8 protein-coding genes are annotated in these 13410 nt (G+C 74.1%); 4 read left to right on the top strand and 4 right to left on the bottom strand.

Going from position 1 to position 13410, the window contains the following annotated elements; translation table 11 throughout:
• Positions 1-86: 86 nt before the first annotated feature.
• The 3 genes from J2S55_RS21855 to J2S55_RS21865 form a co-directional block, all read right to left on the bottom strand.
• Positions 87-1880: an alpha/beta hydrolase family protein gene (locus J2S55_RS21855; protein WP_306864038.1), complete on the bottom strand. Its 1794-nt coding sequence runs from the start codon at positions 1878-1880 to the stop codon at positions 87-89.
• A complete protein-coding gene (gene lanL, locus J2S55_RS21860; RefSeq protein ID WP_306864041.1) occupies positions 1877-4795 on the bottom strand; it encodes a class IV lanthionine synthetase LanL in 2919 nt (972 codons plus the stop codon). The genes J2S55_RS21855 and lanL overlap by 4 nt, the downstream gene beginning before the upstream one ends.
• A gap of 408 nt (positions 4796-5203) precedes the next feature.
• Positions 5204-7264, bottom strand: a complete 2061-nt coding sequence (locus tag J2S55_RS21865) for a S9 family peptidase (RefSeq protein WP_306864044.1) — start codon at positions 7262-7264, stop codon at positions 5204-5206.
• An 86-nt stretch (positions 7265-7350) separates the two neighbouring features.
• Between J2S55_RS21865 and J2S55_RS21870 the strand changes: the two genes are divergently transcribed.
• From J2S55_RS21870 to J2S55_RS21885, 4 genes are read left to right on the top strand one after another with little or no spacing between them, the layout of a single operon-like run.
• On the top strand, positions 7351-8862 hold the full coding sequence (locus tag J2S55_RS21870; protein ID WP_306864046.1) for a glycosyltransferase family protein: 1512 nt from the start codon (positions 7351-7353) through the stop codon (positions 8860-8862).
• Complete coding sequence (gene mshB / locus J2S55_RS21875; RefSeq protein ID WP_306864050.1) at positions 8859-9767, top strand: N-acetyl-1-D-myo-inositol-2-amino-2-deoxy-alpha-D-glucopyranoside deacetylase; 909 nt, start codon at positions 8859-8861, stop codon at positions 9765-9767. Before J2S55_RS21870 ends, mshB begins: the two co-directional genes overlap by 4 nt.
• 14 nt (positions 9768-9781) lie before the next feature.
• Positions 9782-10267: a DUF6113 family protein gene (locus tag J2S55_RS21880; protein ID WP_306864055.1), complete on the top strand. Its 486-nt coding sequence runs from the start codon at positions 9782-9784 to the stop codon at positions 10265-10267.
• Positions 10268-10281: 14 nt separating this feature from the next.
• Positions 10282-10707 (top strand): hypothetical protein, encoded by a 426-nt coding sequence (locus J2S55_RS21885; RefSeq protein ID WP_306864058.1) that lies wholly within the window; start codon positions 10282-10284, stop codon positions 10705-10707.
• A gap of 152 nt (positions 10708-10859) precedes the next feature.
• On the opposite strand, the gene J2S55_RS21890 is transcribed toward J2S55_RS21885, so the two are convergent.
• Positions 10860-13403, bottom strand: coding sequence for a penicillin acylase family protein (locus J2S55_RS21890; protein ID WP_306875525.1), 2544 nt, complete (start codon positions 13401-13403; stop codon positions 10860-10862).
• Positions 13404-13410 lie beyond the last annotated feature (7 nt).

Raw genomic sequence — 13410 nt, forward strand, 5'->3', positions numbered from 1 at the left:
GACGCGGGGCGGGACGCCGGGTGTGCACCGGCCGGGCTCGTGGCGCGTCCACGGCCTGCCAGGCCGTGCGGGACGCGGATGTCCGGTCAGCGGCCGCGGGGCGGCCCGGTGCCGAGGAAGTCGACGATGCGGCCGAGAACGGCGCCGTCCCGGGTGTCGTGCTGCGGGTCGTGACCGCCGCCGGGGACCTCCAGGTAGGTCACCTGGCCGTGGGCTCCGCGTAACCGGGCGTACAGCCGGCGGGAATGGCCGACCGGGATGACCGGGTCGTCGTCGCCGTGCACGATGAGCAGTGGCAGCCGCATGCGGCCGACCAGCCGTAGCAGGTCGCGGGGGCCGAGGTCGTCGTCGATCTCAGCCTGTCCGCCGAGCCGCTCCAGCAGGGCACGGACCGGCGCCGGCCCGTCCTCCGCCAGCTCCCGCCCCGACAGGAAGGGCGCGACGACCGCGGCACGGGACCACAGGTCGGCCTGGGCGGCGGCGGCCAGCAGCGCCAGGTAGGCGCCGTAGCTGGCGCCGTAGAGCATCGCCCGCGGCCTGTCCGGCCCGCGGGCGGCGGCCAGGGCGCGGCCCAGTTGGAGGATGTCGGCGAGGTCGGGTCCGCCCCACGCGCCGTGGACGGCCTCACGGTGGGCGGCGCCGTACCCCGTGCTGCCGCGCTGGTTCGGCGCGACCACGGCGACACCCGCGGCGGCCAGGCGCTGGAAGAGCGGGTCGAAGGCGAAGTGCCAGGCGTCCTCGGGGCCGCCGTGCAGCGCGAGCACGGCCAGGCGGCTGGTGGCCGGGTCGCCGTACACGATCGCCTCGACGGGGCCCGCCGCGCCGGCGTAGGACCGGACACGGGCCGGTTCCAGCCGGGCCGCGTGGTCCTCCCCGACGGGAAGGAACCGCGGCCGGCCGCACCCGTCCACCCTGACGAAGCCCGGCGGGCGGTCAGGCGCGCTGTGGATCACGTGCAGGCCGGTGGGGCCCCAGTGGGCCGCCGGGTACAGCGTCCCGGCCGGGAGGCCGACCTCGACGGTGGTGTCCTCCACCAGGTCGTGCAGGAGGAGGTGGGAGCGGGTGCGGCGGGTCACCGCGAGGGCCAGCCGCCGTCCCGCCGGCTCCAGGGCCAGCGGCGTCACCACGCCCTCCACGGCGTTGAGCCGCTCGGGGAAGCGGGTGGGCCCCTCGCCGTCGCGGTGGCGGACGCCGAGGCGGTAGGCGCCGTCGCGGTGCGCGGCGGTGAGCAGCACGCCCGGTCCGGGCGCCGCCAGCAGGAGACGCTCGTCGCCCGCGGGCCCGGCCGGGGAGGTGAAGGTGCCGCGTGAGGTGTCCAGGACCACGGTCGCCGGCCCCGGCCCCACTGTGGTCAGGGCCAGGCGGTGGCCGGCCCCGTCGAGCCAGATCCCGCCGCTGAGGAGGTAGGGCAGTTCGGCGATCGGTTCGGGCCGCTCCGCCCGTCCGGACAGGCGCCACGCGGTGGTGCGCCCGTCGGCGCCGGCGCCGAACGCCAGGGCGGCGGTCCCCCGGGCCGTGCCCGCGACGATCCTGACCCCGTTGCCGCGCAGGACGCCCACCTCGTGCTCTGCGGCGCTCTCCGCCCCGTACGGCGCCGCGGTGACCAGCGTCAGGCGATGCTCGCCAGGCCCGAGGCGGCACAGCAGCAGGTCGCCCCCCTCGGTGGGCACCGGCAGGCTCAGCGAGGTCTCGCCGGCGCGGGTGCGGAGCGGCCGCGGCCGCGGCCGGGCGTCGGCGAGGTCCCACATCTCCGCGGTGAGGCGGCCGTGGCCGAGCTGGGTGAGGCAGGCGGCGTACCGGCCGCGCCCGGAGAAGCGGAAGTTGATCCGCGGGACATCCGGCGGGCGGTTCTCACCCGCCCTGGTGACGGTCTGGCTCATCGGACCGGACCGCTGCGGAGGTCGCCGCCGGGGGCGTCGGCCATCCAGGGACGCGGCCCGCCGTGCCGGAGCCGGTGCAGGAAGTCCAGGATGCCCGCCAGCCCGGTGTTCCAGCCGATGGTCACCGCGGTCCCTTCCTCGTCCGGCACCACCAGCAGCCCGTCGCGGACGACGGCCCGGCTCCACAGGACCCCGGCCAGTTCCTCGGCCCGCTCGCGGTAGACCGGCTCGTCCAGCAGGTCGGCCAGGTCCAGGAGGAACTGGCCGTCACCGGCCAGGCCGTGGCAGGCCGCGGTGCCGGAGACCAGGCGCCGTGCGTGCACCGCGCGGGCGGCGCTCTCGGCGGCCTCCCGCAGGCGTGGGTCACCGGTGGCCGCGTGCAGGCGGAGCAGGAACGTGCCCACCCCCGACGACCCGCTGCACCAGTGGGGGATCCGGTCGCCGCCGTCCGGGGACTGCGGCCACCAGGCCGCCCCGTCCCGGTACTCGGCCGCGGCCAGCAGCGTCTCCCCGGCCGTCACGGCCGTTTCCAGGCAGTCCTCGCGCCCCAGCGCGGTCCCGGCGGCCAGCAGGAACGTCGCGACCCCCGCGACGCCGTGCGCGAAGCCGTAGTGCACCGCCCCCGCCAGCGCGGAGTCGAAGTCGTCGGGGACGGGCCACAGCACGGTGCCGGGAGTGTGCCGCGCCGCTTTCAGCAGGGTGTCGGCGCACTCCCCGGCCCGGTCGGCGAAGCGGGTGTCACCGGTGGCCCGGAACAGGTGCAGCAGCGCCAGTCCCGTCCCGGCCAGGCCGTGGCACACGTCCGGGTTCGGCCAGCTGACCGGCAGGGCCAGGGCCGTCTCGACGCCCGCCCCGCGCAGCGCCTCGTCGCCGAGCGCGCGGCCCGCCTCGTACAGGCTCCACGCGATCCCGGCCCGGCCGAAGTACAGCCCCGGCGAGGGCCGGTGCTCATTCGCCAGACGGCGCGCCGTCCAGTCCGCCGCCTGACGCAGGCCCCTGCGGACCTCGTCCCGCGACGCCGGGGGGACCGCCCGGCCGGACCCCGACTCCGAGGTATCCGGCACTGAGGTCTCCAGCGCTGAGGTCTCCAGCGCTGAGGTCTCCGGCGCTGAGGTCTCCAACGCTGAGGTCTCCAGCACCGAGGCGAACAGGCTGAGCACTCCCGCCGAGCCGTACTGCACGGCACACGGATCGGCGTTCGAGCCGAACCCGGAAGTGGGCCACAGGCTGCCCCTCGCCCCGGGGTCGGCGAGGGCCTCCGGCGACATCGTCCGCAGCGTGTGGGCGATGCCGTCGTTCAGCAGCCGGTCCTGCTCGGGGACGCCCAGGCGGTAGGCGTCCGGCGTCCCGGCCGGGGCGGCGGCCGCCGCCGCGAGGAACTCCTCCACCCGCCGCAGCTCCCAGCGCCGCTCGGGAGCCTCCGCCATCAGGCCGAGCAGCAGCGGCGCCAGTGCCGTCGCCACGGGATCACCGGCGCCGACGACGCTCACCAGCGTCTCCAGCCGCCGATCGCGCGAGCGTGCTCCGAGCGGTCTGTCCTCCAGCAGCGTCGGCTGGGATCCGGTGGACAGGAAGTACAGCGTCGCGCCCAGCGCGAACAGGTCGACGGCCGCTCCGGGCGCGGGGGAGTGCCTGGGGGCGGAGACCTGCTCGGGGGCCGCGTAGCCGAGGGTGAAGTTCCGCTGGACGGGGGTGCCGGGGACGGCGGCCAGCTCCAGGTCGATCAGCCGGCACTCCAGCTCGGGGGTGACCATGATGTTGTTCGGCGTCAGGTCACGCAGCACATACCCCTGGCCGTGCACGGTGGAGACCAGCGCCACCAGACTCCGGGCCAGGCGCAGGACGGTGTCGTACCGGTCCCGGTCGGAGGTGACGTGGCGCTGCTCGCCGACCCAGGCGCTCAGCACGGTCCCGGCCAGGAGTTCCTGCGCCAGGAAGAGGTTGCCGTCCTGTTCGAAGAAGGCCACCTTCCGTGCCGTGACGCCCAGCGGTGCGAACAGTTCGAGCATGTGCGCTTCGTGGCGCAGCAGGTCACGCACGTCGCGCCCATCGGTCGAGGCGCAGAGGTGCGGGCGGGCCTGCTTGACCACCACCTCGCCGCCCCCGGTCCGGTCCTCGGCCAGGAACACACCGCCCTTGGCGCCGTGCCGGATCGCCCGGCGCACCACGAACCGGTCGCCGAGCAGCACCGGGCCGGCCGGCGCCGCCGACGCCTGCCCCGACTCGAACGGGCAGGTCGCCCACGCCGGGGGTGAGTACCACGCGTTGCGCTGGTCCAGCTCCCGGGTGCCGTCGGGCGCCGTCAGCCGCGAGGCGTAGGTGCCGTCGTTGCCCAGCTCGCTCGGGGCGGAGAACACCCCGTAGCGGTAGTGCACCAGGCTCCCCGGCCGGTAGGGGCGGTCGGACAGGACCGGTGGTCCGGGCAGGGCGTAGGTGGCGGCGTGCAGCTCCTCGGCGATCACCACGGCGGTCGGGTCGTCGGGCGGGTAGACCGTGACGAACTTGCCGACCGACCCGCGGCCCGTCTCCCGGGAGATGAGCCTGACCAGCTCCTCAAGGTCGGAGGCGAACTTGAACGCGCACCGGTGGCGGCCCAGCACCTCGACCACCCGGGTCAGCACCAGGGGGGCCGACAGGGGTGTCGCCGAGACGTGCAGCTTCCAGCCCTGCGCCCGGGAGGCCGAGCCCGCGGGGGTGACATAGGTCCATGGCGTGCCGGGACGGATCTCCCAGCCGGCGACGGCCTCCGCTCCCGGAGACACCCGGGACGCCGTGCTCCCGGCCCCGTCCGCCACCGCGGCGTGCGGCGCCCCGGCGGCCTGGGCGGCCGTCCGCGCCAGAGCCGCCCTGGCGACGTCTCCGAGCAGGAAACGGTCCCCGCCGGGGAGTTCACCCTCGTTCATGGACTTGCTCACGTCCTCACTGCCTGCGCCGTCCTTGCTCTCCGCGGGGCCCGGACCGGCCGGGACGGCCGCCTGCCGGCGGTCGCCGGATCCGTTCTTCCGGATCCGTGGAGAGGGCCGGTCCCGGCGCGACGGCGCGACGCCGACGGCTCCGGGGACCCGGCCTCAGCAAAGTTACGGAGACGACTTGTGGCCGACCTGTGGTCGCGCCGGCCTCCCGGCACTGATCACCGACAGGTCCTCCCAAGCGGCTCCAAGCGCCGGTGGCGGCCATGAACGGGACCGGGCCGACCATCGTGGAGGAAGCGCTTTCCGCGCCCGCCGTCCCGGGACGCGTCCCTTCACGGACTGAGGGGACGGCCCGTGTCCTCCACGGTCCGTCCCCTCAGATCACGCTGATCGCGCCCGATGGCGCCGGGTTCAGGCGAGGGCCTTCCTGAGGAAGTCGACCTGGAGCAGGAGCAGGTTCTCGGCCACGACCTCCTGAGGGGTCATGTGGGTGACACCGGACAGCGGCAGGACGTTGTGCGGGCGGCCGGCCGCCAGGAGCGCGGAGGACAGGCGGAGGGTGTGGGCGGCGACCACGTTGTCGTCGGCCAGGCCGTGGATCAGCAGGAGGGGGCGGTCCAGCTTCTCGGCGTCGGCGAACAGCGACGACGATTCGTAGTGCCCCTCCTCGGGCAGGCCGAGGTAGCGCTCGGTGTAGCAGGTGTCGTAGAGGCGCCAGTCGGTCACCGGCGCCCCGGCGACGGCCGCGTGGAAGACGTCCGGGCGGCGGAGCACGGCCAGGGCGGCGAGGAAGCCGCCGAAGGACCAGCCACGGATGCCGACCCGGGACAGGTCCAGGTCGTCGGGGAAGCGCTCGGCGGCCCCCTGGAGCGCGTCCACCTGGTCCTCCAGGGGCGGGGTGGCCAGGTCGTGCAGGACGGCCCGCTCGAACTCGGGGCCGCGGCCCGGGGTGCCGCGGCCGTCGGCCACGATCACCGCGAAGCCCTGGTCGGCGAACCACTGGCTGGTCAGGTAGGCGCCGGAGGCGGCCAGGACCCGCTGGGCGTGCGGCCCGCCGTAGGGGTCCATGAGGACCGGCAGCCTCGCCGAGCCGGGCACGTGCCCCGCCGGGAAGAGCACGGCGGTGGACAGGTCGCGCCCGCCCGCGCGGATGAGGGAGACCCGCAGGTCCAGGCCGTGCCGCTCGGCGTAGGAGGCGATGTGGCCCCGGGGCTTGCCGTGGTGGAAGACGCGGGTCGCCGAGCCCTCGTCGCCGAGGGTCTGGCCGGTGACCACCAGGGTGCCGCCGGCCGTGTGGCCGCTGTAGACACCGCTCTCGGCCGGGCTGACCAGCGTGATCCGGCCGTCCTTGTAGGCCCACAGGGCGACCTCGGTGGGCTCGCCGCTGGCCCGGAAGAGCACGGCGTCGCCGTCGATGTCGACGACCTCGCGGAGCTGGAGCGTGGCGGGCGTGACGGGCTCGTCGCCGATGATCAGACGGTGGCCCCCGTCGCTGCTCGCGGCCCAGACCAGCGTGCCGTCGGACAGGTGGCCGGGCACGCCGGGGACGACGTCCAGCCAGGCGGGGTCGGTGTCCTCGCGGACGGTCGTGGAGCGGCCCGTGGCCGGGTCGACCTTGAGCAGGCGCATGGTCCGCTGGTCGCGCGACAGGGTGACGATCGTCAGGCCGTGGGCGTCCCAGGAGGCGGTGACCAGGTATTCGTCCTCGAAGGGGACGGGAGTGCGGGAGCCGTCCAGGGACAGGATGTACAGCTCGACCCGGGTGTTGGCCGTGCCGGCGGCGGGATAGCGCTGCTCGGTGGCGGGGCGGGCGGGGTTGGCCGGGTCGGCGATGTGCCACCTCGCGACCGGCGACTCGTCGGCCCGCTCGGTCAGCACCGCGTCGCCGGACGGGGACCACCAGTAGCCCCGCATGCGGTTCAGCTCCTCGGCGGCGATGAACTCGGCCAGGCCGTAGGTCACCTCGGGGGACTCGGGGCGGGCCAGCACGTGGTCGATCTCGTCCTCGAGGTCCTGGACGTGGAAGGCGCCGCCGGTCACGTAGCCGACGTGCTCGCCGGTGGGGGAGACCCGCGGGTCGATCACCGGGCCGGACGTCTTCAGCCGCCGCATGTGCTTGGTCTTCAGGTCGACGACGTAGAGTCCGCCGGAGAGGGCGAAGGCCGCCGTGGTCACCGCGGTGTCGGTGCTGTAGCCGACGATGCCGCCCGCCTGCTCCCGGCTGCGCTCGCGCCGTGCCCGCTCCTCCGGCGGCAGGTCCTCCTCGTCCACGGCCAGGGCGCGCGGGTCGGCGATCAGCCGCTCCTTGCCGCCGGCGACGTCGAACTCCCACAGGCAGGTGACCGGGTCGGAACCGCTCTTCGTCCGGAGGAAGACGACGCGGTCGCCACCCGGAGCGATGGTGAAGCCACGGGGCACGCCGAGGGTGAACCGGCGGGTCCTGGCCTGCAGACGAGGGAAACTCTCACTCATACCAGTCATCTTGCCAGTTCCATGTCTCGTCCCGAGGTTCTCGGCGGCGGCTTGAGCAACAGATGTCTTAGGAGAAACTTGGGCAGGTGACACTCACCGCGCGAATCGCCCGCTCTCCGGGGACACCTGCCGTGCTGGCGTTCGTGTCCGTGCTCTGGGGGATCGGCACCCCGTCGTTCTGGCGGGACGAGTCGGTGAGCGTGCTGGCCGCGACCATGCCGTTCGACGAGCTGTGGCGGCTGCTCGACGACATCGACGCCGTGCACGCGCTGTACTACCTGATGCTCAGGCCGTTCGCCGCCTTCGGCGGGGAGACCGCGGCCCGGCTGCCCTCCGCGCTCGGGGTCGCCGGGGCGGCGTTCGGGATCGCGGCCATCGGGCGGAAGCTGGCCACCCCGCGGGTGGGCCTGCTGGCCGGGCTGGTCTACGCGCTGCTGCCCATGGTCAGCCGCTACGGCCAGGAGGCGCGGAGCTACGCCCTGGTCAGCGCGGTGGCGGTCGCGGCCACCTGGGTCCTGCTCGGTGAGCGCCGGTCCCGGTACGCCGGCTACGGCCTGCTGATCGCGCTGCTCGGCTGGTTCCACCTCTACGCCCTGCTCCTGCTGCCCGCGCACGCCTGCGTCGTGGTCCGCAGGCGCGCGGAGATCGTCCCGTGGCTGGCGTCGCTGGCCGGGGCCGGGGCGCTGCTCGCGCCGCTCGCGCTGATCGCGGCCGGGCAGCGGGAGGAGCAGCTGTTCTGGCTGAAGGTGCCGGGCCTCGACGGCCTGGGGCAGCTCGGGGTGGACATCGCCGGCGGCGACGCGGCGTGGGCCGCGCCGTTGCTGCCCGCCCTGTTCCTGGCCGCGCTGATCGCCCTCGTCCTGTTCGGGATCTGGCGCGGGGTACGGCCCGCCGGCCGGGCCGGGACGGGCGGGGCGGCCGCGGGCGGCGAGGGGCCGGTGGCCGGGGCGGTCCGCGGGCCGGGGTCCGGAGGCGCGCGCCCGCCCGGGACGGCCCCCGGGCAGGTGTCCGCGGGCACGCCGCCGCCCGGGACGGCTCCCGGACGGCCGTCGCTGGTGTGGGTGGCGCTGCCCTGGGCGGTCCTGCCGGTGGTGCTGTCACTGCTGATCTCGCAGGTCCACCCGGTCTACAGCCCGCGCTACGTCCTCTTCGCGGTCCCGGGTCTGGCCCTGCTGGCCGGAGCCGGTCTGGCCGCGCTCGGCCGCGCCCCGGCGAGCTGGGCGGCCCTCACCGCCCTGGCGGTGCTCTCCACGAGCGCTCACCTCGCCGTCCGCGCCCCCGCCAACCGCCCTGACGACCTGCGCACCCTGGCGGCCGTGCTGAGCGCCGAGCAGCGGCCCGGCGACGCGCTGCTCTACGTTCCCGAGCGCTTCCGGCTGTTCGTCGCCGTGTACGGCGAGCCGTACCGGAGGCTGGGGCCGCCCGGTCCGGACTCCCGCCGGGTGTGGGTGGTCTCGCGGCGGCTCAACGGCCCCAGATGGACCGGCTACCCGACGCTGAAGGCGCTGGAGCGGGAGTTCACCAAGGGACGGACCCGGGTGTTCGGGGCGGTCCACATCACCTTGTACACAAGGGCCCGGATACCCTCGAAGGCATGAATGACCGGCGCCTGCTGCTCGTGCACGCCCACCCAGACGATGAGACGATCGGCAGCGGTGCGACCATGGCCAGATACGCCGCCGAGGGTGCCCAGGTCACGCTGGTGACCTGCACGCTCGGCGAGGAGGGCGAAGTCATCCCGCCGGAGCTGGCCCACCTGGCCGCCGACCGGGACGACACCCTGGGCAAGCACCGCATCGGCGAGCTGGCCGCGGCCTGCGAGGCGCTCGGCGTCACCGACCACCGCTTCCTGGGCGGTCCGGGCCGCTGGCGCGACTCCGGCATGATGGGCGTCGCCTCCAACCACCGCGACAACGCCTTCTGGCAGGCCGACCTGGACGAGGCGGCCGGGGAGCTGGTCAAGGTCATCCGCGAGGTGCGGCCCCAGGTCCTCGTCACCTATGACCAGAACGGCTTCTACGGCCACCCCGACCACATCCAGGCCCACCGCGTCTCCTGGCGGGCCTTCGAGCTGGCCGCCGACCCGGCGTTCGGGGAGGGCCGGCCGTGGCGGATCGCCAAGTTCTACTTCACCGCGACGGCCAGGTCCACGATGCGCCGGGCGGCCGAGGCGATCCGCGAGGCCGGGGTGGGGTTCCTGGCCGAGGACACCGTCGACGACCTGCCGTTCGGCTGCGCGGACGAGGACATCACCACCGAGATCGACGGCCGGCCCTACGTCGGCCGCAAGCTCGACGCGATGCGGGCGCACGCCACCCAGATCAGCGTGGCGGCGCCCTGGTTCGCCCTGTCCAACAACATCGGCCAGGAGGCGCTCGCGGTGGAGCACTTCATCCTGCGCTCCGGGGTGCCCGGGCCCGCCGGCCCGGGGGCGCCGCTCGAAGTCGGGGGGCTCGGCGAGCCGTACGACCGCGAAGCCGACCTCTTCGCCGGGATCCACTAGCCTCGATGGTTGTGATGGAGCAGGACCGACAGGCACGGCGGCCCCCGGCGGCGGCGGTCACCGCGGCGGCGTACGCCGTGCTGGTCCTGGCCGGCCTCGTGGCGGGAGTCGTCGGGGGTTTCCAGCACTCGTGGTACGCCCGGCCCGTCCCGGTCTCGGCGATCGGCTGGGCCGTGCTGCTGGCCGCGGCCTGTTACGGCGCCGGGCGGGCGATGAGAGGCAAGCTGGCCGCCCTGGCCCCGGGGGCGGGCTGGATGGCGATCACGCTGATCTGGCTGGGCGGCAGCCCGGAGGGCGACGTGGTCATCGCCAACGACCCGTCCGGCTACGTCTACCTCTACGGCGGCCTGATCGCGGTCCTGGCGGGCGTCCTGCTCTCCCCCTCGGGCGGCGGGGCGTGGCTGCTCGCGCAGCGCCCGTACGGTCCCCAGCCGTCCCCGGCCGGGTCCGGACCGGCTCCGGCGCGGAGCGACGACCCCTACCACGGCCCGGCCCGATAGCGCACAATCCCGGTATGCGGCGGATGCACCGGATACGGCGGACGCTCAACTACGTGAACCTGTCCACACCGCTGGGGCTGCTGGTGGCGCGCCTCGGCCGGGCCCGGGTGACGGCGGGACCCGGCGGGCTGCTCCTCGCCCACGGCTACCGCATCCCCTTCCCGGTCGCCGGGGCGTTCACCCTCGGCAACGTGGTGCTGACCCGGCACGAGGAGGGTTACCTGGCCGGTGACCTGCTCAGGCACGAGGACCGGCACGCCTCCCAATACATGGCCTGCGTCGGTCTGCCGATGCTCCCGCTGTACGTCGTCGCGGTGGTCGTCTCCATCCTGATCTGCGGGCACCAGGCCTCGTGGAACGTCTTCGAGCGGCTGGCGGACCTGGAGGACGGGAACTATCCCCGCAGATCGCCCTGGTGGGTGCGGAAGGCAGCCTCCTGAGGCCCGCCGGCCGGGCCCGCGCGGACCTGCGGGCCCAGCGGTCCCCATGCCCTGCGGCCCCCATGCCCTGCGGGCCCCGCGCGGACCCGCGGGGCCCGACGGCCGGCGGGCCCACGTGATCCGCGGGGTCGGGCCGCCGAAGCCCCTCGCCGTCAGGGGACGAGGGTCAGGACATTCCTGGCCGCGTTCTTGACCGCTCCCTCGCTCGAGAGCATGGGGACGGTCCTCCCGTCGGCCCACAGCGGGGCCTGGTCCCAGTAGTTGTCGTGGAAGGCGTGGCCCGACGCGCCGGTCAGGTTGACCCACTGGGACCTGTCCAGGTCCGCCAGGTCGACGACCATCCGCATGGACGGCAGCCAGCCCACCGTGTAGTCCTTCTGGACGTCCCAGCCGGCGGCGTTGACCGCGTCGTCGTTGCCGCCCACCGGGAACGGGCCCCGGTTGAACAGCCACTCGATCGGGGCGATCCCGGAGGTGCCGAAGGTCTGGTTGACCAGCTCCAGCGAGTGCAGGTCGCCCCAGTGCCAGGACTTGGGGTCCGGGCCGAGGGTGGCGCTCAGCTCGTCGTAGGCCATCGCCATGGCCCGCCGCAGCATGTCGTCGCGGGTCTCGGCCGCCTCGGTCCGGGCGTCGTCCCAGAACGGGTCGCCGGGATCGTCGAGCATGACGCGGACCACCTCGAACCAGCGGTCGCCGCCGCCCGGCCAGGCGCTCTCCGGCAGGTCGTCGTTGAAGGTCTCGATGAGCAGGTGCCGCCAGACGGCGTTGAAGTACATCGCCGGGCTCGATCCCGCGCTCTGGGAGTAGTCCCACGAGCGCAGCAGCTCACGGGCGTCCCCGGAGGCGCCGGCCACCTTGAGGTCCATCAGCTTGGGCACCAGGAACTGGGCGAAGCCGTTGTGGGTGTCCTGCTGCACCTTGCCCATCGTCGCCACGTCCACCTTGCCCTTCCTGAGCTCGCTCTGAAGGCGGTCCAGGATGCGCTGGGAGCGGTAGCCGTACGCCCAGTCCTTGGTGAGCAGGTGCGGGTAGCGCTCGGGGTCGACGACCGCGTTGTTGGCGGTCACGATGTAGCCCTCGGGCGGGTTGTAGACGCTGGGCAGCTCGTCGAAGGGGATGGTCGACTGCCAGGAGTATTCGCCGGTCCAGCCCGGCACCGGCCAGGTGCCGTCGCCCCGGGCCCGCACCGGGATCCGGCCCGGCGCCTGGTAGCCGATGTTGCCCCGGGTGTCGGCGTAGATCAGGTTCTGCGCGGGCACGTCGAACCGGCTCGCCGCCGCCCGGAACTGCTGCCAGTCCTGCGCCGAGTTGAGCGAGAAGATCGCGTCCGCGGTCCGGCCGGGCTCCAGGGCCGTCCACTTCAGCGCGACCGCGTCGGCCTGTTCCTGGAAGGCGGTCGCCGCGCCGGGCAAGGTCTCCTTCACGCTCTCCATGACGTCGGAGAGGATCGGGCCGTGCATGGTCTCGCGGACCTTGAGCCGGACCGGGTCGCCGCCGGCGACCTTGATCGTCTCGACCCTGGTGGTGAGCGGCTTCCAGGAGCCGGTGAACAGGTAGGAGTCGTCCTTGACCCGCTCCAGATAGAGGTCGGCGACATCGGGGCCCAGGTTGGTGAAACCCCAGGAGATCTTGTCGTTGTGCCCGATGATCACGCCGGGCACGCCGGAGAAGGAGAATCCGGTGACGTCGAACGGGCAGGCGGCGCTCTTGGTGCGGCAGTGCAGCCCGACCTGGTACCAGACCGAGGGCATCCCGGCCGACAGGTGCGGGTCGTTGGACAGCAGCGGCTTGCCCGACGTGGTGTGCCTGCCGCCGATCACCCAGGAGTTGGAGCCGATGCCGTTGCCGCCCTTGGGGTCGCCCATCAGGCTCGGCACCGCGCGCATGGCCTCGGCCGCCCGGGTCAGCGCGCCGGTGTCCGGCCGCGTGGTGGTGTCCCGGCCCGCTCCGGTGTCCTGGCCGGGCTCGGTGTCCTGGTCGAAGCCGTCGCCGGTGACCGAGCCCTGGGTGACGATCGGCTGGTGGGTGTCGAAGGGGTAGCCGGGCCAGAGCTGCTCCACCCGCTCGCGGGGCAGCCTGCTGGCCGCCAGCGCCCGGCCGATCTCGTCGGACATGTTGGAGCGCAGGTCCCAGGCCATGGCCTTGAGCCAGGAGAGGGAGTCCACCGGGGTCCACGGTTCGGGCTGGTAGCCGAAGTTGGTGAGCTTGAGGACCGCGTACTCCAGGCTCCTGCCGGCGAAGCCCGGGTTCCGGTCCATCCAGGAGTTCACGCCCTTGGCGTAGGCGTCGAGGTAGTGCCGGGTCTGCTCGGTCAGCATCGGCAGCTCGGCCTCGGCCACCCTGCGCCAGCCCATGGTCCGGATGACCTTGTCCTCGACGAGTGTCGCCGAGCCGAACATCTCCGACAGCCGCCCGGCCGTCACGTGCCGGCGGAAGTCCATCTCGAAGAACCGGTCCTGCGCGTGCACGTAGCCCTGGGCGAGGAACAGGTCGTCGGGGGAGTCGGCATAGATATGCGGAATACCCGTTTTATCCCGGTATACGGTGACTTTTTTGGCTAGGCCGTCCACCTTGAGCTCCCCCGCGAGCTGCGGGAAGGACGCGCGCACGGTCCACACGCCCGCTCCGGCGAGGACCACACCGAGCACCACGAGGACGGTCAGCGCCCGCGCGGACCACTTGAGTGGCCGGGGCATCCAGGCA

The organism is Streptosporangium brasiliense (assembly GCF_030811595.1).
GTDB classification, from domain to species: domain Bacteria; phylum Actinomycetota; class Actinomycetes; order Streptosporangiales; family Streptosporangiaceae; genus Streptosporangium; species Streptosporangium brasiliense.

What these genes read in the sequence shown, in the direction of transcription:
- J2S55_RS21855 (WP_306864038.1), bottom strand. Translation starts at nt 1,880, where the DNA reads ATGAGCCAGACCGTCACCAGGGCGGGTGAGAACCGCCCGCCGGATGTC.
- J2S55_RS21890 (WP_306875525.1), bottom strand. Translation starts at nt 13,403, where the DNA reads ATGCCCCGGCCACTCAAGTGGTCCGCGCGGGCGCTGACCGTCCTCGTG.
- J2S55_RS21865 (WP_306864044.1), bottom strand. Translation starts at nt 7,264, where the DNA reads ATGAGTGAGAGTTTCCCTCGTCTGCAGGCCAGGACCCGCCGGTTCACC.
- mshB (WP_306864050.1), top strand. Translation starts at nt 8,859, where the DNA reads ATGAATGACCGGCGCCTGCTGCTCGTGCACGCCCACCCAGACGATGAG.
- J2S55_RS21885 (WP_306864058.1), top strand. Translation starts at nt 10,282, where the DNA reads ATGCGGCGGATGCACCGGATACGGCGGACGCTCAACTACGTGAACCTG.
- J2S55_RS21880 (WP_306864055.1), top strand. Translation starts at nt 9,782, where the DNA reads ATGGAGCAGGACCGACAGGCACGGCGGCCCCCGGCGGCGGCGGTCACC.